This is a genomic window from Bordetella sp. 2513F2 (genome assembly GCF_054642735.1).
In genome coordinates this window covers 3,477,055-3,498,369 of record NZ_CM137755.1, presented here as the reverse complement: position 1 = coordinate 3,498,369, position 21,315 = coordinate 3,477,055, and the positions used below count along the sequence as shown (strand labels likewise).

The following is a 21,315-nucleotide window of genomic DNA, read 5'->3' as shown; positions in this document are numbered from 1 at the left end:
GGTCTTGGTGTTCTGGCTGGGTCCGGGCTAAGGCGAGGCCGCCGCGGCGCGGTCCAGCAGGGTAGGCAGGTCGCCGTCGTGGCCGAATCCCGCCGCTTCGGCGGCAGGCGTGTACAACGGCGGCTGCGCGCCGAACTGGGCTTCGATGTCCGGGTCGGGCGCATAGCGCACCAGCTCGCGCGCGCGGACGCCGCGCGCATCGAAGGCCTGCACGATCTGCTCCACCGAGACGCGCAGGGCCGGCAGGGTCCAGACGATGCGCTCGCCCGGCGGCCGGGCAGTCAGGCCGGCGGCATGCAGCAGGTTGTCGATGCAGCAGTGGCGCGACATGAGCCACAGCGTGGCCTGCGGGCTCACCGGCATGGTGCAGGGTTCGCCGGCCGCCAGCGAGCGTATCAGTGTGCTGGAAAACACCGACCAGGCGCCGTTGGGCGCGGCCGGGCGCGGCACGATGCCGGGCAGGCGCACGGCCCGGGCCCGCACGAAGCCGCGCCGCGTGTAGTCGGCCAGCAGGATTTCCATGGCGAGCTTGTGCGCGCCGTAGCTCAGGGCCGGCACGGCCGGCGTGGCGTCGTCCACGCGGGGCGGCAGGGGCGCGCCGAACACGGCGATGCTGCTGGTGAATACCAGGCCGGGGGCGCGGCCTTGTTGCCGCAGCCGCTCCAGCAGGCGCAGCGATCCTTCCAGGTTGACCTGCAGGCCGAGTTCGAACTGCTGCTCGGCCCGTCCGCTGGCCACGCTGGCCAGATGAAACACCAGGTCGGGCGCCGGCTCGGTCATGGCGGCCAGCACGGCCGGATCGGCGAAATTGCCCGTGATGCCTCGGATGCGCGGGTCGGCCGGCGGCGCATCCAGGGCGAGGTCGCATAGGGTGATCGCGGTGGGCGCGCCGTAGCCGGGCAAGGCCGGCATGGCGCAGAGCCGCTGCACCAGGGCGCGGCCGATATAGCCATTGGCGCCGGTTATGAGGATGTTCATGCCGCGCCCACCGCATCGAGGATGGCCTGGTAGTCGCGCCGCCATGCGAGCCCCGCCGAGGTATCGCCGGCCGGGATGTATTCGCAGCCGATCCAGCCTGCATAGCCGCTTGCGGCCAGGGTGCGCAGCGCGCGCGCCACGGCGGGGTCGGTAGGGTCCGGCTCATGCCGGCCGGCCGGGCCGGCGAATTGCACGTGGCGCACCCACGGCAGCGCCTGGTCGAGCGCGGCGTCCATGTCCAGGCCTTCGCGCTGGGTATGGTAGAGGTCGAACTGCAGGCGCACGGCATCGTGGCCCACCGCGGCGATGATGTCGGCCACCTGATCGGGCCGGTAGTAGAAATAGCCCGGCGCATCGGCCCGGTTGAGGGCTTCGAGCGTCAGCGTCACGCCTGTCTGCTCCGCCAGCACGGCGGCTTCGCGCAGATTGTCGATCAGCGTGGCGCGGCAGGCGCCGTGCGTGGTGCCTGCCGGCGGGATGCCCGCCATGGCGTGGATCATGCGGCATTGCGTGGCCTCGCACACCTGCAGCGCGCGCCGCAGGGCCTGCCGGAAGTCGTCTTCGCGTCCGGGCAGGCAGGCCAGGCCTTTTTCGCCCGCCTGGCCGGGCAGTGTGTTCACCAGCACGAGTTCCAGCGCGTGGTCGCGCAGCATGGCGGCAAGCTCCTGCGGCGCGATGTCGTAGGGGAACAGGATCTCCACGCCGGCAAAACCGTCGTGCGCGGCCGCGGCCATGCGCTCGGCCAGCGGCAGGCCGGGATAGAGCAACGAGAGATTGGCGGCCAGTTTCATCATGGCTCCTTGTGCGTGGCCGGCCGCTCGGGCCATGCCACGCGAACGATATCGGACAGGTCGGCCGGCCCCAGCCCTTGGGCGGCGGCGGCCCGGTAGCTGGCCAGCACGCCGTTCAGGCCGGCCAGTTCGGTGCCGGTGGCGCGCGCCAGGGCCGCCACGTTCTCGACATCCTTGAGCATGGTGGCCACCGAACCCAGCGGCTGCTCGACCGGCGCCGTCATGCGCGGCACGAAGATCTGCAGCAGCGTGGAGTCGGCCCAGCCGCCCGCCAGCGCGGTGCGCAGGGCGGCTGCGTCGATGCCGCTGCGCTGCGCCAGGGCCACCGCCTCGGCGATGGCATTGACGGTGCTGGCGACGATGGTCTGGTTGCACAGCTTGGCGACCTGGCCGGCGCCCACGTCGCCCATGCGCGTGATGCGGCCCGCGTACGCGCGCAGCCACGGCGAGACGGCATCGACCGCCTCGGCCGGCCCGCCCGCCATGATGGACAGGGTGCCGGCCTGCGCGCCCGCGACGCCGCCGGATACCGGCGCGTCGATCCAGACGCGGCCGCAGGCCTGGCGCAGCTTGTCGGCGTACTGGCGTGTCGTTACGGGCGCAATGCTGGAGTGGTCGACCAGCCAGGCGCCGGCGGCGCGCTGCACGCCCTGCTCGCCGAATACCGTGTCCCGCACCGCCGCTTCGTCGGTCAGGCACAGGAACACGGCATCGCACCCGGCGGCGGCCGCCGCCGGCGTATCGGCCGGCTCGGCGCCCTCGACGGCCAGCGCGCGCGCCTTCTCGGGGCTGCGGTTCCAGACGCGCACGCGATGGCCGGCCGCCAGCAGGCGGCGCGCCATGGGCGCGCCCATCAGGCCGATGCCGCAGAACGCAACGGTTGCAATCATTCTGCCTCCGGTGTTTCGTAAGGCCATTCGACGGCGCCGGAGTGCGTGACGGCGCCTTCGTGGGCGGGGCGCACCAGCAGCGCGTATTTTTCCAGCGCGCCGGCCAGGCGCGGCCGGGCCGGCGGCACATGGCTGGCCCGCCGGGCCGCCAGTTCGGCGTCGCTCAGTTCGACATTCAAGGTGTTGGCCTGCGCGTCGATGTGGATCATGTCGCCATCGCGGATCAGGCCGATGGGGCCGCCCGCCGCCGCCTCCGGACCGGCATAGCCGATGCACAGGCCGCGCGTGGCGCCCGAGAAACGGCCGTCGGTGAGCAGCGCGACTTTCTCGCCCATGCCTTGCCCGTACAGGGCCGCCGTCACGCTCAGCATCTCGCGCATGCCGGGGCCGCCCTTGGGGCCCTCGTTGCGGATGACCAGGACTTCGCCCGGCCGGTAGGTGCGTTGGGAGACGGCGCGCATGCAGTCTTCTTCGTTCTCGAACACGCGGGCCGGCCCGGAAAAGCGCAGCGATTTCAGGCCGGCGATCTTCAGCAGGGCGCCCTGCGGGCTGAGATTGCCCTTGAGCACGGTGACGCCGCCCGACGGATGGAGGGCACGCTCGCAGGGACGCACGACTTCGCCGTCCGGTTCGGGCGCGTCCGCCAGCGCTTGCGCCAGGGGACGCCCGTCGAGCGTGAGCACGCTGCCGTCGATATGGCCGCCTGCCAGCAGGGCCTTGAGCACGGCGGGCACGCCGCCGGCTTCGTGCAGGTCGCGGGCCAGGAAGCGGCCGCCCGGCTGCAGGTCGGCGATGAGCGGGGTGCGCTGGAACACGCGCGCGACGTCGTCCAGGGTATAGCGGATGCCGGCTTCGTGGGCAATCGCGGGGATGTGCAGCGCGGCGTTGGTCGAGCCGCCGGTGGCCGCCACCGCGGCGCAGGCGTTGTCCAGGCTCGCCCGGGTGACCAGGTCGCGCGGCAGCGGGCCGCCCTGCGCCAGGGTGCGCATGACCTGCTCGCCGGCCCGCTGGGCCAGGGCCAGCCGTTCGCTGTACACCGCCGGCATCATTGCCGAGCCGAGCGGCGACAGGCCCAGCGCTTCGCCCACCATGGCCATGGTGTTGGCGGTGAACTGGCCTGGGCACGAACCGGCCGACGGGGTGCAGGTGCGCTCCATCAGCTTGAGCTCGGCCGCCGTCATGGCGCCGTGCTGCACGCGGCCCACCGCCTCGATGGTGTCCAGGATGGTGGCCTGGCGCCCCAGGGCGTGGCCGGGCAGCGTGGCCCCGCCATAGAGGAACACCGCCGGCACGTTGACGCGCACCATGGCCATCATCATGGCCGGCAGCGTCTTGTCGCAGCCGGCGAAGGCCACCAGGCCGTCGTAGGCATGGCCGCGGACCACCAGCTCGACGCTGTCGGCGATCGTCTCGCGCGACAGCAGGCTCATGCGCATGCCGGCATGATTCATGGACGTGCCATCGGACACCGAGATGGTCGAGAAGCTGACGGGCACGCCGCCGCCCGCCGCGACGCCCAGCCGGGCCCGGTCCGCCTGCGGAGCCAGGCCCATCGAGCAGGGCGTGTTCTCGCCCTGGGTGCTGACGATGCCGACCACCGATTTTTCCAGCGCGGCGTCGTCGAACCCGGTGGCGCGCAGGAACGCGCGGTGCGGCGCCCGGGTCAGGCCGTCGGTGACCATGCGGGAGCGGTGCTTGTGCAGGGACATTGCGGGAGGTTCCTGGTGGATCAGCCGGCCAGCGCGGTGCGGTGGGCGGCGAGTTTGTCGAAGGCCCAGCAGATGTCGCGCTCCATGGCCGCCCGGGCCTTGTCGGCGTCGCGCTGCGCGATGGCCTGCACGATGGCGGCGTGAAACTCGGCGGAAGGACGTTCGTGCGAGTGCATGAGGGCGCGGGTGGCGCGCAGGTAGGGGCCCGATTGCAGCCACAGGCTTTCGATCGTGGCCAGCATCGAATCCGACCGGGCGGCGCGATAGATGGTGAAGTGGAAGAGCTGGTTGTTTTCCAGGCCGTCCCGCACCGAGGCGGGATCGGCCAGCGACTGGCCGATCTGCGCGGCCAGCGCGCGCAGCGTTTCCAGCGTTTCGGCGTCGATGTGCTCGACCGCCCAGGCGGTGACCGTGCCTTCGATCAGCACGCGCGCGCGGCGGATGTCTTCCAGCCGCGCGCGCGAGATGACCGGCACCCGCATGGAACGGCTTTTCATGGGTTCCAGCGCCCGCTGCGCGGCCAGCCGGCGCAGCGCCTCCCGTACCGGCATGGCGCTGGTGCCGAAGGCATCCGCCAGCTCCTGGATGCCCAGGATCTCGCCGGCGGCATAGTCGCCGCGCATCAGGTGGTCGCGCAGCCGGCGGTAGACGGCTTCGTGGACCGAGGTGTGAACCAGGGGCTCCAGGTCGGGATGGCGGGGCATTCGATCTTTGATCAAAAATCAAAGTCGCTAATGTGCGCAAAAAGCGTCGCACCGCCTATTCAGGTTTCCCCTTACAGGAGGGCCAGGGCGGCTTTCCCCGCAGGCGTTTTTCCCGAAGCGGATCCGCCGGCCTGCGCCGGACTCCGATACGGGGCGTGCCGGTGCCGCGGGCGAACGGCAGCCCCGTGGCGGCGGTTTGCGACGCTATTTTTTGTATGCAAAAATATACAAAAAGGTCGAGACATGCCCATTCCCCAGAGCCAGTCGCGTTCGTACGCCGCCTACAACGAGATCAAGCGCCGCATCCTTGCCGGCGAATTCCCGCCGGATACCCGCCTGCGCGAGGTCGAGATCGCCGGCCTGCTCCAGCTGGGCCGCACGCCCGTGCGCGAGGCGCTCAAGCGCATCCATGATGAAGGGCTGATCACGCACCAGCCGGGCCGCGGCATGGTGGTGGCCACCATGGGCCCGCAGGAGGTGGGCGAACTCTATGCCATGCGCGAAGTGCTGGAGGGGGCGGCCGCGGCATTCGCCGCGCGGCACGCCACGGAAGCCGAGATTGCCAACATGCAGGCCATACTGGACGACGGCGATGGCGGCGATCCGGTGGCGCAGAACCTGCACTTCCATGCAGCCATCTACAGCGCGGCGCACAACCGCTACCTGATCCGCTCGCTGCAGTCGCTCACGGACACCACGTACCTGCTGGGCCGCAGCACGCTCAGCACGCCCGAACGGGCCCGGCGTTCCGACCAGGAACATCGCGAGATCGTCGACGCGATCCGCGCCCGCGACGCCCTTCGCGCGCAGCAAGCCGCGCAGCACCACATACACCAGGCCCTGCTGGAAAGACTGAAGATGCTGCGCCAGGGCTGAGCGCACGCTGTTGTTCGGAGACAGACCATGTCCACATCCCCCCGGCGCCGGCGGCAATTGCTGACGGCCCTGATGCTTGCCGCAACCTCCGCCATGCTTGCGCCGGCAGCCCGATCCGCCGGCTTTCCCGACCGTCCCGTCACGCTGGTCGTGCCCTTCGCCGCAGGCGGCGGCACCGACAGCATCGCCCGCGACCTGGCGCGCACGCTGTCGGAGCGCCTCGGGCAGCCCGTGGTGGTGGAAAACCGCGGCGGCGGCGGGGGCGCCATCGGCGCCGGCTACGTGGCAGGGGCCAGGGCGGACGGCCACACGCTGCTGTTCGCCACCTCCACTTTCGTCACCAACGCCGCAGCCGGCATGGCTTCCACGTACGACGTGCGCGAGTCGTTCGAGCCGGTGGCGATGCTGGGCCGCGGTCCGCTGCTGGTGGTCGCGGCGAAGAACCTGGGCTTGCGTTCCGTGGCGCAATTGCGCGAGCTGGCGGGCAAGCCCGATGCCGGCCTGAACTTCTGCTCCGCCGGCAACGGCAGCATCAACCACCTTGCCGGCGAGCTGTTCAAGCAGCAGGCCGGCGTGGACATGACCCACGTGCCCTACAAGGGCAGCGGCCCCGCCACGGTGGATCTGCTGGCCGGCCGCGTGCAGGTCTTCTTCGCCACCGTGCCCACCATGCTGTCCCAGGTGCGCGACGGACGGGTGGACCTGCTGGCCGTCACGGGCAGGCAGCGTTCGCCGCTGTTTCCGGAAACGCCCACGATGGCGGAAGCCGGCCTGCCGGATTTCGACATCACCACCTGGTGGGGAATCCTGGCCCCGAAGGGCACCCCCCCGGAAATCGTCGAGCAGCTCAACCGCGAGATCAACGCCGCGGCAGGCGCGAAGCTGGTGCACGAGCGCCTGGTTCATGAAGGCGCGGACACTCTCAGCGGCAGTCCGGCCGATTTCGCCCAGGCCCTGGCAGCCGAGCTGGACATGTGGCGCGGGGTCGTGAAGCGCTCGGGCATGACGCTGGATTGACGCATTATTTCTTCAAGGAGACGCAATGATGAACGAACAGAAGAGCCGGCCGCTGTCGCGCCGCCAGATCCTCAAGCTGGCCTGCGCAGGCGCGGCATGGCTGCCGGGCGCGCGCGCCCTGGCGCAGGAGGCCTATCCATCGCGGCCCGTCACGATCGTCGTGCCGTATGCGCCGGGCGGGCAAGGCGACGTGTTCGCGCGCATCCTGGCCGAGCCCCTGGGGGCGCGCCTGAAGCAGTCCGTGATCGTGGAGAACCGGCCGGGCGCATCCGGCGCGCTGGGCGCGCGCCTGGTCGTGCGTGCGAAGCCCGATGGCCACACGCTGCTGCTGGGCCAGACGGGCGAGATCGCCGTCAATCCCTATGCCATGAAGGCGCCGGGCTACGACCCGTTGCGCGAGTTCGCGCCCGTGGTGCTGGTCGGCGACTCGCCGCTGGTGCTGGTGGTGCCGGCCAAGTCCCCCCATGCGGATCTGCAGGCGCTGATCGGGGCGGCGCGCGCCCAGGCCGATGCCGTGGCATACGCCTCGTCGGGCACCGCGACGCCGGGCCACCTGGCAGCCGCGGCCCTGGCGCTGGAAACCGGCACCCGCATGCTGCATGCGCCGTACAAGGGGGCGGGCCAGGCGATGACGGACCTGCTGGGCGGCCACGTGGATTTCTTCTTCTCCAGTGCGTCGGCGGCCATGCCGCATGTGAAGTCGGGGCAGCTGCGCGTGCTGGCGGTGTCGTCTCGGCAACGCATGGCCGCATTGCCGGACGTGCCCACGATTGCCGAAACGCTGGCGCCGGCGTTCCAATTCAGCCTGTGGGGCGGCCTGTTCGCGCCTGCCGGCACCCCCGCGCCCGTGGTGTCGGCGCTGAACCGGCACATCAACGAGATCCTGGCCGAGCCGGCCACGCGCCAGCGCTTCGAGGCCGACGGCGCCGCCGTGCCCGCGAACACGGCGGACGAGTTCGGCGCCTTCGTGAAGGCCGAGGCGTCCAAGTACCAGCGTCTCGTGCAGGCCGCCGGGATCCAGGTGGAATGACCCTCTCGTACCAACCCAACCAGGAAACTACATCATGCATATAGTCGTATTGCCGGGCGACGGCATCGGCCCCGAAACCATGGCCGTGGCCGTCGATGTGCTGCAGGCGGCTTCCGACCGCTACGCCCTGGGCCTGAAGTTCGATCACGACGTGGCCGGCCATGCTAGCTTGCAGCGCCATGGCGCCACCGTCACGCCCGCCCTGCTCGAGAAGGTGCGGCAGGCCGACGGCCTGATGCTGGGCCCCATGGCCACGTACGACTTCAAGGACGAGTCGCGCGGCGAGATCAATCCGTCGAAGTTCTTCCGCAAGAGCCTGGACCTGCATGCCAACATCCGGCCGGCGCGCACGTATCCCGGCATGCCGGCGCGGCTGGGCGAGTTCGACCTGGTGGTGGTCCGCGAGAATACCGAAGGGTTCTATGCGGACCGCAATATCGAATCCGGCAACAGCGAGATGCTCATCACCCCGGACGTGGTGGTGTCGCTGCGCCGCATCACGCGGCCGTGCTGCGAGCGCATCGCCCGCACGGCGTTCGAACTGGCCATGACGCGCCGCAAGCAGCTCACCATCGTGCACAAGGCCAACGTGCTCAAGCGCGGCGACGGCATGTTCATCGACGTATGCCGCGAGGTGGGCCGGGAGTTTCCGGAAGTGGCCATCGACGACGTGATCGTGGATGCGATGATGGCGCATGTCGTGCGGGCGCCCCAGCGTTTCGACGTGATCGTCACCACGAACATGTTCGGCGACATCCTGTCGGACCTCACGGCGGAGCTTTCGGGCAGCCTGGGGCTGGGCGGTTCCCTGAACGCGGGCCGCGACCATGCGATGGGCCAGGCCGCCCATGGCTCGGCTCCGGACATCGCCGGCCAGAATGTCGCCAATCCGGTTTCGCAGATCCTCTCCGGCGCCATGCTGCTGAACTGGCACGGCCAGCGCACCGGGCAGCAGAATTTCCTGGAGGCCGCCGCCGCGATCGAGCGCACCATCGCCGAGACGATCGCCGCCCGGGAATGCACGCGCGACGTGGGCGGCACGCTGGGCACCCGCGAGGCAGGCGCGGCCTTCGTGCGCCGCCTGCAGGCGCAATGAGGGCGGACACGGCCCCGCTGGCCGCCGGCGCCTGCGACTGCCATGTGCATGTCATCGGGGAGCCTGCACGCTACCCCATGATGCCCGACAGGCACTACACCCCGGGGCCGGCATCTCCCGAGGCGCTGCGCGCGCACCTGGCGCGCGTGGGCGCCAGCCGGGCCGTCATCGTGCAGCCCAGCGTGTACGGCACGGACAACCGCTGCATGCTCGACGCCCTGGCGGCGCTGCAGGGTGCGGCGCGCGGGGTGGCAGTGCTGGACGTGGCGGCGTCCGACGACGCGCTGGCGCGGCTGCATGCGGCCGGGGTGCGCGGCGTGCGCGTGAATCTCGAAAGCGTGGGCGCCAGCGAACCGCAGGCGGTGGCGCGTGCGCTGCAGCGCTGGGCCGGCCGCCTGGCGGGTTCGGGCTGGCACGTGCAGGTGTACGCCAGCGCCGCGGCGCTGGCTGCCGCGGCCGGCGTCCTGCGGGCCATGGCAGTGCCGGTGGTGCTGGACCACTTCGCGATGATCCCCGTGGACACGCCCCTGTCGGAGCCCGGCGTCCGCGAAATCCTGGGCCTGGTCGCGTCGGGCGCGGCCTATGTGAAGCTCTCCGCGCCCTATCGGATCGGCGGAGGGGCAGGGCAGGATCATCGCGTGGCCGAACTGGCGCATGCGTTCCTGCGTGCCAACCCCGAACGGGTCCTGTGGGCCAGCGACTGGCCGCACACCAACCGCGAGCCCGGCAGGCTGCCCACCGAAGTCAGCGCCTACCGCGCCATCGACGCCGGGGATCTGCGCCAGGCCGCGGCGCAGTGGCTGGCCGATCCCGACACGCGCCTGCAGGTGCTGGTGGAGAACCCGCAGCGCCTGTACGGGTTCTGAGCCGGGCGCACCGTGTGGCCGGCGCGCCGCCGGCCACGGTTAAAGTGCGAAACACATGGATGCCCCCGCTTTGGCTAACATGGGCTCCCGCCAGTACACGCACAAAGGATCAACCATGTCCGGACCCGCCAGTGACCCGGCCCTGGACCAGGCCATTTCCATCGTCGGGCGTGTGCACGCCGGGGCAGCGCCGCGGCCGGAGGTCCACTCGTTCTTCGACGAATCCACCAACACGGTCAGCCACGTGGTGAGGGATCCGCGCACTGCGGCCTGCGCGGTGATCGACAGCGTGCTGGATTTCGACCAGGCCAGCGGGCGCACCAGCGAGAGGTCCGCCCAGGCGCTGGAGCGCCGGGTGCGGGACCTCGGCCTGTCGGTGCAGTGGGTGCTGGAGACCCATGCCCACGCCGACCATCTCTCGGCGGCGCCCTGGCTGCAGGAGCGCCTGGGCGGACGGCTGGCGATCGGCAGCGGCATCACGCTGGTGCAGGAGGTGTTCGGCAAGGTGTTCAATGCGGGCACGCGGTTCGCCCGGGACGGCAGCCAGTTCGACCATCTGTTCACCGACGGCGAGCGGTTCTGCGTCGGCAGCCTGGAAGCCATCGCCCTGTCGGTGCCGGGGCATACGCCCGCCTGCATGGCCTACGTGATCGGCGATGCGGTGTTCCCCGGCGACACGCTCTTCATGCCCGACTACGGCACGGCGCGCTGCGATTTCCCGGGCGGCGACGCAGCCTCGCTGTACCGGTCCATCCGCCGCCTGCTGGCGCTGCCGGACGCCACCCGGATGTTCCTGTGCCACGACTACAAGGCGCCCGGCCGAGACTGCTACGCCTGGGAATGCACGGTTGGGGCGCAGCGCAGGGGGAACATCCATGTGCACGAGGGCGTGACGCAGGCGCAGTTCGTGGCCATGCGCCAGGCGCGCGACGCCACCCTCTCCATGCCGCGGCTGATCCTGCCCTCGGTGCAGGTGAACATGTGCGGCGGACGCCTGCCCGAACCGGAGGGCAACGGCGTGCGCTATCTCAAGGTGCCGGTCAACGCGTTCTGACCCGCATGCCGGGCGAGCCGCTATCATGCATGCCGGGATCCGGCAGATGGACGATATGGATGAAAGGATACGCCTCGACAAATGGCTGTGGGCAGCCCGGTTCTACAAGACCCGCAGCCTGGCTGCGGCGGAAGTCGCCAAGGGGCGGGTGGCGGTGAACGGGCAGCCGGCCAAGCCCGCGCGCGAAGTGGGGCCCGGGGACCTGGTCAGCGTGCGCAAGGAAGAGCCGCCGGTGGTGGTGCGCGTGCAGGCCGTCAGCGCAGTGCGCGGGCCGGCGCCGGTGGCGCGTACCCTGTATGAAGAAACGCCCGAGAGCGTGGCTGCGCGCGAACGCGCTGCCGAGATGCGGCGCCTGGCGCCCGAGCCCGCCCAGAGCATCGAGGCCGGCCGCCCGACCAAGCGCGACCGCCGCCTGATCGAGCGCGTCCGGGGCCACTAGGGCCTGCGGCCGCCAAATCGCCGCAGGCGCCGCCCCCTTTACTGCGTCAGCTGGATGTTCTGCTCCTTGGCGATGCGCCGGCGCAGCTCGAGCTCGCGCTGGATCTGCGCGGCGAACTCCTCGGGCGTGTTGCCGTCGACCAGCGAGCCCGACTCCACCAGGCGATCGCGCACCTCGGGCAGCTGCAGCGCCTTCACCGCCGCGTCGTGCACTTTCTTGATGACTTCCTGCGGCGTGCCGGCGGGCGCCAGCAGCCCATACCACGCCATGTTGTTCACTTCGGCCAGGCCGACTTCGGCAAAGGTGGGCACGTCGGGCAGGTAGTCCAGCCGCTTGGGGGCCGCCACGGCCAGCGCGCGCAGCTTGCCGGCCTTGATGTGCGGAATGGACGAGGGCAGGTTGTCGAACTGCGCGTTCACCTGGCCTGCCAGCGTGTCGTTGAGCGCCGGACCCGAGCCGCGATAGGGCACGTGCACCATGTCGGTCTTGGTGATGGATTTGAAGAGCTCGCCGTCGAGGTGCGAGATGCCGCCCGTGCCGGACGACGCGTAGCTGTACTTGCCCGGATTGGCCTTGAGCAGCGCAATGAAGGATTTCATGTCCTGCGCCGGCACCTGCGGATTGATGGTCATCACGTTGGGCACGTTGACCAGGTTGGTGATGGGCGCGAAATCCTTGACGGGGTCGTAGGGCGTGTTGGGATTGGTGGCCGGATTGGTGGCCATGGTGCTTACCGTGGCCACGCCCAGGGTGTAGCCGTCGTTGGGCGAGCGCGCCAGCGCATCGGCGCCGATCGAGCCGCCGCCGCCGCCGCGGTTCTCGACCACGACGGGCTGGCCCAGCTCCTTCGAGAGCCCGGTGGCCACGATGCGGGCCACGATGTCGGTGGTGCCGCCCGCGGCAAAGGGCACGATCAGGCGTACCGGCTTGTCGGGATAGGCGGCCGCGGCGGCGCCGGCAGCCAGGCCCAGTATCAGGGCCGCGGCGGCGCGCAGCAAGGGCTTGCGGGGGGTAGGCGTATTCAATCCGTTCTCCTCGTTTATGGCTTTATGGGCATCCGGCGCCGGGCCGGGTCGGCCGGGGCGAATGTGGGCGGATTTGACGCCAGATCGACATGGCGCCGCCATACGGGAGAACCCCGAAGCGCAAGGAGGCAGCCCCGGAACCTCCGCGGAGCGCGGGGCCCGGGGATCAGGGGGGGGCGGCGCGCGGCCGCCCTGTGCAGGTCAGTCCTGGCGGCTGGTGACTTCCACCAGGTGGTAGCCGAACTGGGTCTTGACGGGACCCTGGACCACGTTGACGGGCGCGCTGAACACGACTTCGTCGAACTCGCGGACCATCTGGCCGCGGCCGAAAGTGCCCAGCTCGCCGCCGTCACGGCCGGAGGGGCAGCTGGAATGTTCACGGGCGACTTGCGCGAAGTCGGCGCCATTCTCGATGGCGGTCTTGAGTTCTTGGCACTGGGCTTCGGTGGAAACCAGGATGTGGCGGGCAGCGGCGAGGGCCATGGAGAGCTCCGGAAAAAGAAGAATGGCCTGCCAGCTTAACGCATGGGCCGGAACGCCCGGCGAAACAGGCGTCAGGCCGGCGTCACGTTGGTGCAATGTGCACGCGGATTTGCACCAGATTGATGCGGTGCAGCGAATAGGGCTTTCCCATCTGCGGCGTCGTGCCGCGGAACTGGGTTGGCATGCTTGTTGCTTGAGATGAATGTGCCGGGCACGCCCGGACCAAAACTCGAGTTTTACCCGGCAAAGGCGCCCCGGACCCACGTTGTCCAGGGCGCCTTTCGTCTTTTGCAGCCGGCGTCAGCCGCGGGGATAGCATGAACGCACAGACCTCAACCCAGCCCTTGCAGGACCTGGTGATCATCGGAAACGGCATGGTCGGGCACCACTGCGTCGAACAATTGGTGGCGGCCGGCGCGCTGGCCCGATGGCGCATCCATGTCTACGGCGAGGAGCCGCACCGCGCCTACGACAGGGTGCACCTGTCGGAGTACATGGCGCGGCAGGACGCGTCTTCCATGGCGCTGGGCGACGCCGCGCTGTACGAGCAGCCCGGCGTGGTCCTGCACCTGGGCGTGAGGGTGCAGGAGATCGACCGCGCGCGCCGCGAGATCGTCACCGCCGACTGCCGCCAGCCCTACGACAAGCTGGTGCTGGCCACCGGCTCCTATCCCTTCGTGCCGCCGGTGGAAGGCGCCGAAGGGACTGCCAGGCTGGTCTATCGCACGCTCGAAGACCTGGACCTCATCCGCGAGGCGGCGCGCGGTGCGCGCCGCGGCGTGGTGGTGGGCGGCGGCCTGCTGGGCCTGGAGGCCGCGAACGCGTTGAAGAGCCTGGGCCTGGAGGCCCACGTGGTGGAGTTCGCGCCGCGCCTGATGCCCGTGCAGCTCGACGAACCGGGCGGAGACGCCCTGAAGGCGCGCATCGAGGCGCTGGGCGTGGGGGTGCACGTCGCGCGCGCCACCCAGTCGATCAAGCCGGGCGCCAAGCACCGGTACCGCATGCGTTTCGCCGAGGGCGAACCGCTGGAGACCGACCTGATCGTATTCTCCGCCGGCATCCGGCCGCGCGACGGGCTGGGCCGCACGGCCGGCCTGGCGTTGGGCGCGCGCGGCGGCGTGGCCATCGACGCGTACTGCCGCACCAGCGATCCCGACATCTACGCCGTGGGCGAGTGCGCGGCCTGGAACGACACCATCTTCGGCCTGGTCGCGCCGGGCTACCAGATGGCCCGCAGCGTGGCCGCCACCCTGTGCGGCCAGCCTGCGGAGCCGTTTGCCGGCGCCGACATGTCGACCAAGCTCAAGCTGCTGGGCGTGGACGTCGGCTCGATCGGCGACGCCCACGGCAAGACGCCGGGCGCGCGCAGCTACCGCTACATCGACGAGGCGGGCGCGAGCTATCGCCGCCTGGTGGTTTCCGAGGATGGCAAGCGCGTGCTGGGCGCGGTGCTGGTAGGCGACAACCAGTACTACGACACGCTGCTGCAGTATGTGCAGAACGGCATTGCGCCGCCTGCCGATCCCGCGGCCCTGATCCTGCCTGCCGGCGAGGGCGCGCCCCGGCTGGGCGCCGATGCGCTGCCCGAGACGGCCACCATCTGCTCCTGCCACAACGTCACCAAGGGCGCGATCTGCGCGGCCATCGACGGCGGCTGCGCCGACCTGGCGGGCATCAAGGCCTGCACCAAGGCATCCACCGGCTGCGGCGGCTGTGCGGCGCTGCTCAAGCAGGTGTTCGACCATGAGCTGACGGCGCGCGGCGTGGCCGTGGACCGGAGCCTGTGCGAGCATTTCGCCTACACGCGCCAGGAGCTCTACGGCATCGTGCGCGTGGAAGGCATCGAGACCTTCGAGGAACTGCTGGCCCGCCATGGCCGCGGCAAGGTGGGCTGCGACATCTGCAAGCCGGCCGTGGGGTCCATCCTGGCCTCGTGCTGGAACCGGCCGATCCAGGACCCGAGCCTGGTGCCGCTGCAGGACACCAACGACACCTTCATGGCCAACATGCAGAAGAACGGCACCTATTCGGTGGTGCCGCGCATTCCCGGCGGCGAAGTCACGCCCGACGGCCTCATCGCCATCGGCGCGGTGGCCAAGAAGTACAAGCTGTACACCAAGATCACCGGCGGGCAGCGGATCGACCTGTTCGGCGCGCAGCTGCATGAGCTGCCCGACATCTGGGCCGAGCTGATCGCCGCCGGCTTCGAGACCGGCCATGCCTACGGCAAGTCCACGCGCACGGTGAAGTCCTGCGTGGGCAGCACCTGGTGCCGCTATGGCGTGCAGGACAGCGTGGCGATGGCGCTGCACATCGAGAACCGCTACAAGGGCCTGCGCTCGCCCCACAAGCTCAAGTTCGCCGTGTCGGGCTGCACCCGCGAATGCGCAGAGGCCCAGAGCAAGGACGTGGGCGTGATCGCCACCGAGAACGGCTGGAACCTCTACGTATGCGGCAACGGCGGCATGCGTCCGCGCCACGCGGAGCTGTTCGCCACCGATCTCGACGACGCGACCCTGATCCGCTACATCGACCGCTTCCTGATGTTCTACATCCGCACGGCGGACAAGCTGCAGCGCACGTCGGTCTGGCGCGACGCGCTGGAAGGCGGGCTCGACTACCTGAAGGCCGTGATCATCGACGACAGCCTGGGCCTGGCCGCCGAACTGGAGGCCCAGATGCAGCTGGTGGTGGACCGCTACGAATGCGAGTGGGCCAACGCCCTGAAAGACCCGGAAAAGCTCAAGCGCTTCCGCACCTTCGTCAACCAGCAGGGCGGCGATCCGGACATCCGCTTTGTCGACGAGCGCGGCCAGCGGCGCCCGGCGCGGCCCGGCGAGCGCGTGATCCCCCTGGTGGAGGAAATTGCCCAATGAACGCCGTCGTCGAAAACCGCGCCCTGGCCTGGCGGCTGGTCTGCTCCCGCCTCGACCTGGTCGCCAATTCCGGGGTGGTGGCCCTGGTGGACGGCGTGCAGGTGGCGCTGTTCTACCTGCCGCAGGAGGCCGCGCAGCCGCTGCACGCCATCGAGAACCGCGACCCGCGTTCCGGCGCCAACGTGATCGGCCGGGGCATCGTGGGTCATCTCGGCGGATCGCTGGTCGTGGCCTCGCCCCTCTACAAGCAGCATTTCCGGCTCGAGGACGGCGTCTGCGTGGAATATCCCGACCAGCGCCTGCGCACCTGGCCGGCGCGCCTCAACGGCGATGCGGTCGAGATCGGCTGGACCTGAGCGCCGCGAACATCCCGAAGTTGCAGCACGTCCCGAGGCCCGCCCTCGATTCAGACAGGAACATATCGTCATGTCCTACATCGTCCCTTCCGAGTTCGTCACCAAGATGGTGGATGCCGGTGAATCCAAGATCCACATGGCCACCCGCGATGCGCTGATCCGGGCCTACATGGCCGGCGCCATCCTGGCCATCGCGGCGGCGTTCGCCGTCACCGTGACGGTGCAGAGCGGGTCGGCCATCCTCGGCGCCGCGCTGTTCCCCGTCGGGTTCTGCATGCTGTATCTCATGGGTTTCGACCTGCTCACCGGCGTGTTCATGCTGACGCCGCTGGCGCTGATCGAGAAGCGGCCGGGCGTAACGCCCAAGGCGGTGCTCAAGCACTGGGGCGTGGTGTTCGTGGGCAACTTCCTGGGCGCCCTGACCGTGGCCCTGCTGATGGCCATTGTGTTCACCTACGGCTTTTCCACGCCGCCCAACAAAGTGGGAGAGGTGATCTCGCACATCGGCGAGAACCGCACGCTGGGCTACGCGGAGTACGGCGCGGCCGGCATGCTCACCATCTTCATCCGCGGCGTGCTGTGCAACTGGATGGTCTCGCTGGGCGTGGTCGGCGCCATGATCTCGACCACGGTCGGCGGCAAGGTGATCGCCATGTGGATGCCCATCATGCTGTTCTTCTTCATGGGCTTCGAACACTCGGTGGTGAACATGTTCCTGTTCCCCTCCGCGCTGATCATGGGCGGAAACTTCTCGATCATGGATTACTTCATCTGGAACGAGATACCGGTGGTGCTGGGCAACCTGGTGGGCGGCATCTCGCTGACCGGCCTGACGCTCTATGCCACGCACGTGAAGACCGCGCCGAAGCGCAGCTTCAACTGACGTTGACGCCGGCGATTCCATCATGGCTCATCCCCCTTCATCCCCCCAGGTCTGGCTCATCGGCGCCGGCCCCGGCGATCCCGAACTGCTCACCATCAAGGCCGTGAAAGCCCTGGCGCAGGCCGAAGTGGTGCTGGTCGACGATCTGGTCGATCCGTCCGTGCTGCAATACTGCCCGCAGGCCCGCGTGATCCGCGTGGGCAAGCGCGGCGGCTGCCGCTCGACCCCGCAGGACTTCATCCAGCGCCTGATGCTGCGCTATGCGCGCCAGGGCTGGCGCGTGGCCCGTCTGAAGGGGGGAGATCCCTGTGTGTTCGGCCGCGGCGGCGAAGAGGCGGCCTGGCTGGCACGGCACGGCATTGCCTGCGAGATCGTCAACGGCATCACCGCCGGCCTGGCGGCTGCCACCTCCTGCGGCATCCCGCTCACCCTGCGCGGCGTGGCGCGCGGCGTTACACTGGTCACCGCGCATACGGAAGACGACGCCGCTCCCGACTGGGCTGCGCTGGCGCGCGGCGGCACCACGCTGGTCATCTACATGGGCGTGGCCCGGCTCTCCGATACGCGGGCGCACCTGCTGGCCGGCGGCATGCCCGACACCACACCCGTAGCCATGATCGAACGCGCCTCCCTGGCCGGACAACGCCATTGCCTTTCCACGCTGGCCGCGATGGCCGACGACGCGCGGGCCTTCGGCCTGCGCAGCCCGGCCATACTGGTGATCGGCGAGGTGGCGGCCTGTGCCGGCGCGCTGCCGGCGCTTGCCGCAGAGGCCGGGCTGCGGCGCCAGGCCTGAGGCCGGCGGGCACCATGACCGGCACGGCGCTTCCCCCCACACTGCGGTTCCTCCTGGCGGCCCGCCGCGCCGAGCTGCACGCGCTGGAGAGCCTGGCGGGGACCTGCGAGCTCGTCACGCGCATCGGCAGCCTGGTGCATGCGCTGCAGAAGGAGCGCGGTTATTCCAACATGTATCTGTGCCGTCCCGGTCCCGGCATGGTGCAGACCCTGGCCGGGCTGCGCGACGAAGCGGCAGGCGTCGAAAAGTCGGTGCGCGCCTTCCTGGGCGGCATCGAGCCCGAGTCGGCGGGCATGGCCGGCAGGGCCCGCCTGCTCAACTGCATCGCCCAGGCGCTGTACCGGCTCGACGAGCTGCCCGACCTGCGCTGGCGCGTGCGCGAGGCGCGCCTGGCGCCCGCGGAGGCGCGGATCCGGTTCACGCGGCTGATCTCCATCCTGTTGGCCGTGGTGTTCGAGGCCGCCGATTCGGCCCTGGACGCCGACGTGACGCGCACCCTGGTGGCGCTGCTGAATTTCATGCAGGGCAAGGAGCTCAGCGGCCAGGAACGCGCGCACGGCGTCGGCGGCTATGTGGCCGGTTTTTTCAGCGATCCGCAGAAGGCCCGCATGCTGGCCCTGGTCGACAGCCAGCGGCGCAGCTTCGAGACCTTCTCGCAGTTCGCGCCGGAAGCGGCGCTGCAGGCCTGGGAGCGGCTGCAGGCCGCATGCGGCCCGGTGCAGCGCATGCGCGACATGGCGCAGGCCACCGCCGAGAGCCAGCCGCTGGACCCGGGGCTGGCCGAACTGTGGTTCCAGCTGTATACCGAGCGCATCGACGCCATGCGCGACATCGAGCGCATGCTGGCGGAAGGGCTGGAGCAGCAATGCAGGCGGCGCATCGCCGAAACGCAGGAGGAACTGGACAACCACCGCCTGCTGCTCAGCCGCCTGGCCGAGCAGGCCAGCGGCGAGAGCGGCGCCATGCTCTTCAGCGTGCAGGGCCGCATACTCGACATGCCGCCGCGCGACGGCGTGGGCAGCGACATGGCCCGCTCGTTGCTGGACGTACTGCGCGAGCAGACCTTGCGCATACAGCATTCCGACGAGGCGCTGGCGCAGGCGCGCAGCGCGCTCGAGGAGCGCCGGCGCGTGGAGCGGGCCAAGTGGCTGCTGGTGAGCCGCCTGCGCCTGAGCGAACAGGCCGCCCACGACCGCATGCAGCGCGCCGCCATGGACGGCGGGCTGGCGCTGGGAGACGTGGCGCGCCAGGTGCTGGCGCAGTTCGGCGAAGCGGCCGACTGATCCGGCCGCCTCCGTCTGCCGCACGCCGATCCCGGCCGCGCGGCGCAGGCCATCAGAAGTGCAGCGAGGCGCTCAGGCTGAAGATGCGGGGGTCGCCGGCCTTGACGTAGTCGCTCGACTGGTACAGCCAGTAGCGCTTGTCGAACACGTTGTTGATGCCGGCCCGGAAGGTCGTGTCGTAGCCCTGGATGCGCGTGTCGTAGGTGGCGCCGATGTTCACGATGGCATAGCCGGACACATCGAGATCGTTGGCGGGGCGCACCTCGGTGTCGCCAGTGTATTTCACGTCGGCGCGCAGCCTGAGACCGGGTACCTGGGGCACGCTGTATGCCACCTGGGCGGCCGCCACGAACCCGGGGGCGCCGGCGACGCGGTTGCCGGTGTAGTCGGAGCCCTTCCTGTACTCCGAATCCAGCAGCATCAGGCTGCCGCCCACGTTCCAGCGGGCATCCAGCTGCGCCGAGGCTGCCAGCTCCAGCCCCTGGTAGATGGACTTGCCGTTCTGCACCAGCCGGTTGCCGGCGTCGGCGTACTCGGCCTTGCGCTCGATGCGGAACACGGCGGCGGTGGCAGACCAGCCGTCGCGGGCGGTCTTGATGCCCAGTTCGTACTGCTTGCTCTTGAGCGGATCGAGTACCTCGCCGAAGTTGGCGTAGGTGGCGCCCACGGTGGAGCCCGGCTCCAGTGACTCGATGTAGCTGGCGTAGGCCATGGTCTGCGGAGTGATCTTGTACATCAGCGCCAGCGTGGGCGTGAGCACCCCGTTCTGGTCATAGGACGAGGCCTGCGCACCTGAGGTGTCGTAGCCCGTCTGTTCGTAATTGGTATACCGCAGGCCGGCCAGCACCGACCATCTGTCGGTCAGGGCGACGGTGTCGCTGGCGTAGAGCGCCTTCTGCGTGATCTCCACGGCGCGGTACATGTCGAGCTGGCCCTGGCTGTAATAGGTGTTCGTGTTCTGCCTGTGCAGGTTCCCGGTGCCGATCTGCTGGTAGAACCCGTCGGCGCTGTAGTCGTTCTTCTGCTTCTGCCAGGAGGCGCCCACCACCAGCTGGTGGCGCAGCGGCCCGGTGTCGAAGCGGCCCTGCAGCCGGGTGTCCCAGGCGTTGTAGCGGTATGCCTCGGCGTAGTCGGAGTGGTAGTCGGCGTAGTTTCCTGCTGCATCGCCCAGGAACAGGACGGACTCGTTGCGCCGGGTGTCGGTGGAACTGTAGCTGTACGAGGTGCTGAGGCTCCAGTCGGCCGCCAACTGATACTTCAGGCCGGTGGAGTAGAAGCGGAATTCATTGTCGGCGTAGGGGCCATTGCCCACCAGTGTGTCATCGTCGTTGCGCACCGGCGAGGGCAGGCTGTCGGCGGACAGCAGCCCGGTGTAGATGCTGGGCTCCTGGCCTATGGCCTTGCGGTCCTGGTAGATGGACTGGAAATCCCAGGTGAGCCGGTCGGTGAGGCGCGCATCCAGGGCCAGCGAGACGGCATCGCGATACAGCGATCCGTCGTTGTAGGTGGTGCCCTCCTGGTGGGTGGCATTGAGACGGTAGCCGAAGGCGCCGTCGGGTCCGGTCCGCCCGCCGATGTCGGCGTGGCCCTGGAACAGGCCCTGTGAGACATAGCCCAGGGCCACGCTGCGCACGGGTTCATCGGTGGGCTTCTTGGTGACGTAGTTGATCAGGCCGCCCGGCGAGCCGAAGCCGTACATGAAGCCCGACGAGCCCTTGAGCAACTCGATGCGCTCCATGTGCTCGAGCGGCAGCACCGTGACGTAACTGAGGAACGGCTTGCCGTCGATGCGGTAGGCGTTCTGCCAGTCTAGCGGCAGGCCGCGCACGCTGAGGTAGCTGGCCCAGCCGCCGTAGGCTCCGCTGTTGTCGGACACCGACGCGTCGAGGGCGAAGATGTCGCCGAGCTTGTTCACCAGGCGGTCTTCGAGCTCGGCCTGCGTGACCACCGTGGTGGAGTAAGGGGTCTCGAGCTGGCTGCGCTCGCCGAGGGCGCCCGTGTTCACCGGCGCCTGCAGGTCCAGCAGCGTGCCGCCTGGCGCCGTGCCTTGCACCGTGACGGCCGGCAACTGTGCTGCATCCTGCGCGAGTGCATCGCCCGGCTGCGCCGCCAGGTAGGGCAGGCCTAGGGCCAATGCCGTTGCCAGGGCGGCACGCCGGTGCG

The 21,315-nt window shown here is 69.8% G+C and carries 20 protein-coding genes; 12 read left to right on the top strand and 8 right to left on the bottom strand.

The genetic code is table 11. The features are described 5' to 3' along the window. Window positions 1-27: 27 nt before the first annotated feature. The 5 genes from ACYBYQ_RS16525 to ACYBYQ_RS16505 are packed head-to-tail and all read right to left on the bottom strand — an operon-like array spanning window position 28 to window position 5,072. Window positions 28-978 (bottom strand): SDR family oxidoreductase, encoded by a 951-nt coding sequence (locus ACYBYQ_RS16525; protein ID WP_459615497.1) that lies wholly within the window; start codon window positions 976-978, stop codon window positions 28-30. Continuing rightward, complete coding sequence (locus tag ACYBYQ_RS16520; RefSeq protein ID WP_459615495.1) at window positions 975-1,772, bottom strand: hydroxypyruvate isomerase family protein; 798 nt, start codon at window positions 1,770-1,772, stop codon at window positions 975-977. The genes ACYBYQ_RS16525 and ACYBYQ_RS16520 overlap by 4 nt, the downstream gene beginning before the upstream one ends. Continuing rightward, on the bottom strand, window positions 1,769-2,659 hold the full coding sequence (locus ACYBYQ_RS16515) for an NAD(P)-dependent oxidoreductase (RefSeq protein ID WP_459615493.1): 891 nt from the start codon (window positions 2,657-2,659) through the stop codon (window positions 1,769-1,771). Before ACYBYQ_RS16515 ends, ACYBYQ_RS16520 begins: the two co-directional genes overlap by 4 nt. Next, window positions 2,656-4,368 (bottom strand): dihydroxy-acid dehydratase, encoded by a 1,713-nt coding sequence (gene ilvD, locus ACYBYQ_RS16510; protein ID WP_459615491.1) that lies wholly within the window; start codon window positions 4,366-4,368, stop codon window positions 2,656-2,658. The genes ACYBYQ_RS16515 and ilvD overlap by 4 nt, the downstream gene beginning before the upstream one ends. A gap of 20 nt (window positions 4,369-4,388) precedes the next feature. Continuing rightward, the gene (locus ACYBYQ_RS16505) at window positions 4,389-5,072 is read right to left on the bottom strand and encodes a GntR family transcriptional regulator (RefSeq protein ID WP_459615489.1); all 684 of its coding nucleotides are present in this window, start codon (window positions 5,070-5,072) and stop codon (window positions 4,389-4,391) included. A gap of 243 nt (window positions 5,073-5,315) precedes the next feature. Between ACYBYQ_RS16505 and ACYBYQ_RS16500 the strand changes: the two genes are divergently transcribed. The 7 genes from ACYBYQ_RS16500 (at window position 5,316) to ACYBYQ_RS16470 (ending at window position 11,450) form a co-directional block, all read left to right on the top strand. Beyond that, window positions 5,316-5,948 (top strand): GntR family transcriptional regulator, encoded by a 633-nt coding sequence (locus ACYBYQ_RS16500; protein WP_459615487.1) that lies wholly within the window; start codon window positions 5,316-5,318, stop codon window positions 5,946-5,948. 27 nt (window positions 5,949-5,975) lie between these two features. After that, on the top strand, window positions 5,976-6,965 hold the full coding sequence (locus tag ACYBYQ_RS16495; RefSeq protein WP_459615485.1) for a tripartite tricarboxylate transporter substrate binding protein: 990 nt from the start codon (window positions 5,976-5,978) through the stop codon (window positions 6,963-6,965). 25 nt (window positions 6,966-6,990) lie between these two features. Then, window positions 6,991-7,995, top strand: a complete 1,005-nt coding sequence (locus ACYBYQ_RS16490) for a Bug family tripartite tricarboxylate transporter substrate binding protein (RefSeq protein WP_459615483.1) — start codon at window positions 6,991-6,993, stop codon at window positions 7,993-7,995. 34 nt (window positions 7,996-8,029) lie between these two features. Then, a complete protein-coding gene (locus tag ACYBYQ_RS16485) occupies window positions 8,030-9,091 on the top strand; it encodes an isocitrate/isopropylmalate dehydrogenase family protein (RefSeq protein ID WP_459615481.1) in 1,062 nt (353 codons plus the stop codon). Then, entirely contained in the window at window positions 9,088-9,957 is an 870-nt protein-coding gene (locus ACYBYQ_RS16480) for an amidohydrolase family protein (RefSeq protein WP_459615479.1), read from the top strand. Before ACYBYQ_RS16485 ends, ACYBYQ_RS16480 begins: the two co-directional genes overlap by 4 nt. Window positions 9,958-10,072: 115 nt before the next feature. Next, the gene (locus tag ACYBYQ_RS16475; protein ID WP_459615477.1) at window positions 10,073-11,011 is read left to right on the top strand and encodes an MBL fold metallo-hydrolase; all 939 of its coding nucleotides are present in this window, start codon (window positions 10,073-10,075) and stop codon (window positions 11,009-11,011) included. Window positions 11,012-11,066: 55 nt separating this feature from the next. After that, window positions 11,067-11,450: an Hsp15 family ribosome-associated heat shock protein gene (locus ACYBYQ_RS16470; RefSeq protein ID WP_459618808.1), complete on the top strand. Its 384-nt coding sequence runs from the start codon at window positions 11,067-11,069 to the stop codon at window positions 11,448-11,450. Window positions 11,451-11,488: 38 nt separating this feature from the next. Here ACYBYQ_RS16470 and ACYBYQ_RS16465 read toward each other — a convergent pair whose 3' ends face one another. Next, complete coding sequence (locus tag ACYBYQ_RS16465) at window positions 11,489-12,475, bottom strand: tripartite tricarboxylate transporter substrate binding protein BugE (RefSeq protein WP_459615475.1); 987 nt, start codon at window positions 12,473-12,475, stop codon at window positions 11,489-11,491. A 201-nt stretch (window positions 12,476-12,676) separates the two neighbouring features. Further along, window positions 12,677-12,958 (bottom strand): peptidylprolyl isomerase, encoded by a 282-nt coding sequence (locus ACYBYQ_RS16460; RefSeq protein WP_459615473.1) that lies wholly within the window; start codon window positions 12,956-12,958, stop codon window positions 12,677-12,679. A gap of 317 nt (window positions 12,959-13,275) precedes the next feature. Here ACYBYQ_RS16460 and nirB point away from each other — a divergent pair, with 317 nt between their 5' ends. The 5 genes from nirB (at window position 13,276) to ACYBYQ_RS16435 (ending at window position 19,152) form a co-directional block, all read left to right on the top strand. Next, entirely contained in the window at window positions 13,276-15,834 is a 2,559-nt protein-coding gene (nirB, locus tag ACYBYQ_RS16455; RefSeq protein WP_459615471.1) for a nitrite reductase large subunit NirB, read from the top strand. Beyond that, complete coding sequence (gene nirD / locus ACYBYQ_RS16450) at window positions 15,831-16,190, top strand: nitrite reductase small subunit NirD (protein ID WP_459615469.1); 360 nt, start codon at window positions 15,831-15,833, stop codon at window positions 16,188-16,190. Before nirB ends, nirD begins: the two co-directional genes overlap by 4 nt. Before the next feature lie 70 nt (window positions 16,191-16,260). Next, on the top strand, window positions 16,261-17,073 hold the full coding sequence (locus ACYBYQ_RS16445) for a formate/nitrite transporter family protein (protein WP_459615467.1): 813 nt from the start codon (window positions 16,261-16,263) through the stop codon (window positions 17,071-17,073). A gap of 22 nt (window positions 17,074-17,095) precedes the next feature. Beyond that, on the top strand, window positions 17,096-17,869 hold the full coding sequence (gene cobA, locus ACYBYQ_RS16440) for a uroporphyrinogen-III C-methyltransferase (RefSeq protein WP_459615465.1): 774 nt from the start codon (window positions 17,096-17,098) through the stop codon (window positions 17,867-17,869). A gap of 14 nt (window positions 17,870-17,883) precedes the next feature. Continuing rightward, entirely contained in the window at window positions 17,884-19,152 is a 1,269-nt protein-coding gene (locus ACYBYQ_RS16435; protein ID WP_459615463.1) for a nitrate- and nitrite sensing domain-containing protein, read from the top strand. Between the two features lie 52 nt (window positions 19,153-19,204). Here ACYBYQ_RS16435 and ACYBYQ_RS16430 read toward each other — a convergent pair whose 3' ends face one another. Beyond that, the gene (locus tag ACYBYQ_RS16430; RefSeq protein WP_459615461.1) at window positions 19,205-21,286 is read right to left on the bottom strand and encodes a TonB-dependent siderophore receptor; all 2,082 of its coding nucleotides are present in this window, start codon (window positions 21,284-21,286) and stop codon (window positions 19,205-19,207) included. Between the last annotated feature and the right edge of the window lie 29 nt (window positions 21,287-21,315).